The sequence below is a fragment of the Pedobacter sp. JCM 36344 genome (assembly GCF_046546555.1).
Taxonomy (GTDB): domain Bacteria; phylum Bacteroidota; class Bacteroidia; order Sphingobacteriales; family Sphingobacteriaceae; genus Pedobacter.
Genome location: NZ_JBKHKK010000033.1, coordinates 1 through 3,339, shown reverse-complemented (window position 1 = coordinate 3,339; position 3,339 = coordinate 1). Strand labels below are relative to the sequence as shown.

4 protein-coding genes are annotated in these 3,339 nt (G+C 32.3%); all 4 read right to left on the bottom strand.

Annotated elements, in window-relative coordinates; translation table 11 throughout:
* Positions 1-198: 198 nt before the first annotated feature.
* Positions 199-945 carry a hypothetical protein gene (locus tag ACHFIZ_RS17760; RefSeq protein WP_410888291.1) on the bottom strand — a complete coding sequence of 249 codons (747 nt, stop codon included), beginning with the start codon at positions 943-945 and terminating at the stop codon, positions 199-201.
* Between the two features lie 65 nt (positions 946-1,010).
* Positions 1,011-1,658, bottom strand: a complete 648-nt coding sequence (locus tag ACHFIZ_RS17755; protein ID WP_410888289.1) for a hypothetical protein — start codon at positions 1,656-1,658, stop codon at positions 1,011-1,013.
* A complete protein-coding gene (locus ACHFIZ_RS17750; protein WP_410888287.1) occupies positions 1,627-2,481 on the bottom strand; it encodes a hypothetical protein in 855 nt (284 codons plus the stop codon). The genes ACHFIZ_RS17755 and ACHFIZ_RS17750 overlap by 32 nt, the downstream gene beginning before the upstream one ends.
* 45 nt (positions 2,482-2,526) lie before the next feature.
* Positions 2,527-3,339 (bottom strand): Shedu immune nuclease family protein (locus ACHFIZ_RS17745; RefSeq protein WP_410888285.1); only part of this gene is annotated, 813 nt, incomplete at its 5' end.

Sequence of the window (3,339 nt, the reverse complement as noted above, 5' to 3'; positions counted from 1 at the left end):
GTACGTCATCTGATTTTATGACAGCTTTGATCTCTTGAATGAGTTCCGATTTGAACTTTAACAGTTCCTCTTTTGTGAGAATTTCAATTAACATAATTGCCTCCGTATTTTAAGTTTACAGGGCAAATATGTTGGGTAAAAATGGTCAAACCATGACCGTTAGTCTGGTCTGGTCATGTACAGCTTCTGTACTGGTCGTTATTTTTTAGGAATGATTTTAAAAAGTTGCTGTTCCGGTTGGATGATCGTGCCTTTGGCCGGCACATCTCCTTTTTTCTCTACAAAATAATTACGGGAGGTTTCAATCGGAATGTCCTTTTCTCCATGTGAGAAGTATTTGCTAACCATTTTTTGATACGGGTTTTTATGATCGCTTCTTAAAAGTTTTCTACCTGATGGCAATTCAAGTTCCCGCATTTGTTTAATCAGGTCAATTACAGTCGGCAGGTAATCATCCTCAATTCTGATTTTTTGGGCAACCTCATATTCATTAAGTTCAGCCAAGCGTTTTTGGAGTTTCTCTATTTCTATCTTTTGCTGTTGAATAATTTCTTCTTTTTCCGCAATCACAATTTGCGATGGCCGGGCATTCCATTGGTCTATACCGTTCAAATACTTCTGGAACTGCTGTAATTTTGCAATACTTTGTACGTGCGTGGCATGGTTGCGTGAAAAGGGGCTCTGTTTTTCGTAATGTTTAATCCTGCTCTTTACCAGTTGCCACACCTGCTGAAAGAAATCTTCCTCACTGCCAATGTTGTTTTCTAAGGTATAGGATAAATGATATTTGTAATACTCTGCAAAAAGCTGTTCATCAAGTTTATATAATTTCAGCAAAAAGTGGTTATCATCATGGTCTTTCCAAAACCCAATTGGAACGCCTATATCATATGTATGTGCTGAAAAATCAAAAGGTTTGCGGGGTTTAAAATAGCTTATTTTCATAAGAGTAAATTATGACTTCCGAAATTACATAGTATATATTGAAGGCTTTTTAATTTCTGTTGATCTTAGACTGGTTCTTGTTTTAAGGTCTTTACGCTCCAACGAATACCATAATAAATATATCTCATAAAAAATATAATGACAAAACATATGACAAAAGCGCCAATACCTAAATTGATTTGCTTGTCAATGTTTAATATTTTTTCTTGTAAAATTATCTTTTCTTTATTTAATGTGCTAGTTTCCCTTTTCAACTCTATTGCTAGTTGTTTATTTCTAGTCACATCAGAACTTATTTCATATTTTAAGATAAAACTCTGAAAAGATTCGGGAGTATTAAAACCAATTTTTTTGAGGAATGGTGTCAAATCACTAACCCATGTAGTTGTCCATTTAATTCTTGTATTATTTGACTTGGCAACTTTTAAAAGTTGATTCCAGGCTTTTTCTTGAGTATAATTATTATCAACATTGAACTCTTCAATAAGCTTATCATAAATCCAGGATTGCTTCTTTTTATGTTTATCAAAAACATTTGATAAACTATCCGCTATCAGGGTTTTTGACTTAATTTCCTGATCTTTTTGGTTTACTTGGTTTTCCGTGTAAAAATTATAAAGAAAAGTGCATAGAAAGAATGCTATGCCAATTAAAGTCATTAAAATTAGTAGGATGAACTCCCTAGCTATCGTTTTTTTTGCTTGAAGATTCATTTTTATTTTTTAAAACGTTTATAGACCAGATTAATAATATGAAAAGAAAGCGAATGGGATAAATCAATATTAATAGAATGATTCCTATCCAGCAAGGAATGTGTTTAAATTCACTTGAAGAATGCATTTTGGGTACTGCAATTTTCAATTCGGTCTTTAGATCATTTAGCCCTTTTTGAAGATTTTGAAACTTGACCCACATCGAATGTGGTGGTGGTTTGGGTAATCCCGAAATAGAGGAGATAAACTCATCAAAATTCTCTTTCAAGTAATTCTCATCCTTTAAAAATTCATGGATTCTGTACAATTCATCATTTTTCGTTGACCTACTGCTTAAATTTGAATCATTATTTTGAATCTCATTTAGAATATCTCTTTCAAAATTTTTGTAAATTGGCCGACCTCCAAATTCACCAAATATTGCAAACTCATATTTTGAATCAATTAGGATTGCATACAGTTTTTTTATGTTGTTTTTACTGGCAGAGTTTTCATCGTTATCGTCCAATATATTCAATGAATCGTATCTTTTTAATTTTCGAATAGGGATACCAAACTCATCAAATTCACCAGTTTTAACATAAAATCTATCTGGGAGATTATTAATGAACAATTCATCAAAAGTTTTCGTCTTAGGAAATAAAGACTTTAGCGAATCAATATCAATAGTTAATGCAGAAATTTGATTTTGGATATTAGCAGTTTTTCTTATGTTGGACTTATATATGTACCATGAGACTGCATAACTGATGCAAACAAGAGTTATAGCTGAAAATAAGATTACTATTTCTAAGGCAATTTTCCGCTTAAGTGACTGTTGCATTTTATTACTATTTAGATCGTTCAAAGATATAGTAAAGTTTGACAATCATTCTTTAGAATGTAAATCTTCATTATGCGCTTCTATTTCCTTTTCTTCTGTCATAATTTTATTATTTACTATAAATTCAGCTCTCTTGTAAAGTTCATCAAAAGTCAAAATTTCTGGGTTATTTGTGTTTCTCCTATAGCTTTCGAAGCAGCTAATAATGCTTTCGTCTTGTGATAATTCTTTACTATTCCCAATTATTAAAATTCCTTTTGGCTCTATGGTAAATATGTTTTTATTTTCAAGTTTTCTTACGTTTTCGGACCTTTGTGAGTCAATACTCCAAGTTCTACAATTGACTTGTATTTGAGAAATTGCTCCTAATAGTTCCGAGCTTAACAACCAAACATCATTTCTCGGATTTTTGACTCGTCGAGGCAGCGATTGAATATAACTGAGCAAAGGTGTAGCCGGTGTTTTTATTTCTATTAATACAGTGAATTGTGCATCTGCCACTGTATTTAACAAATAATCACCCTTTTGGCTTCCACTACCTAAAAAGGTTCTACCTCCATAATCGGGTTGGTCTTTCAGTAGATTAAGGAATTGGTAGTTTAATCCGTAGCCAAAAATCCAATCATTTTCTGTGAAAAAGGTTTGCCAAAAATCTTCACTAGAATTGTTCAACTTTAGATTATTTTGAAAAACTTCTAACGCTTTTAAGCGGTTAGTCTGAACCCTAGCTAAAGCTAATTTAGTTGCTAAATCAGGATTTGAGGAAATTAGTTCTACCCATACTTCTTCTCCATAATTTTCTGCCAGAAGTCTCTTAATAATGGTTTTTCTGTTTTGTGATACTTTTATTATTTCATC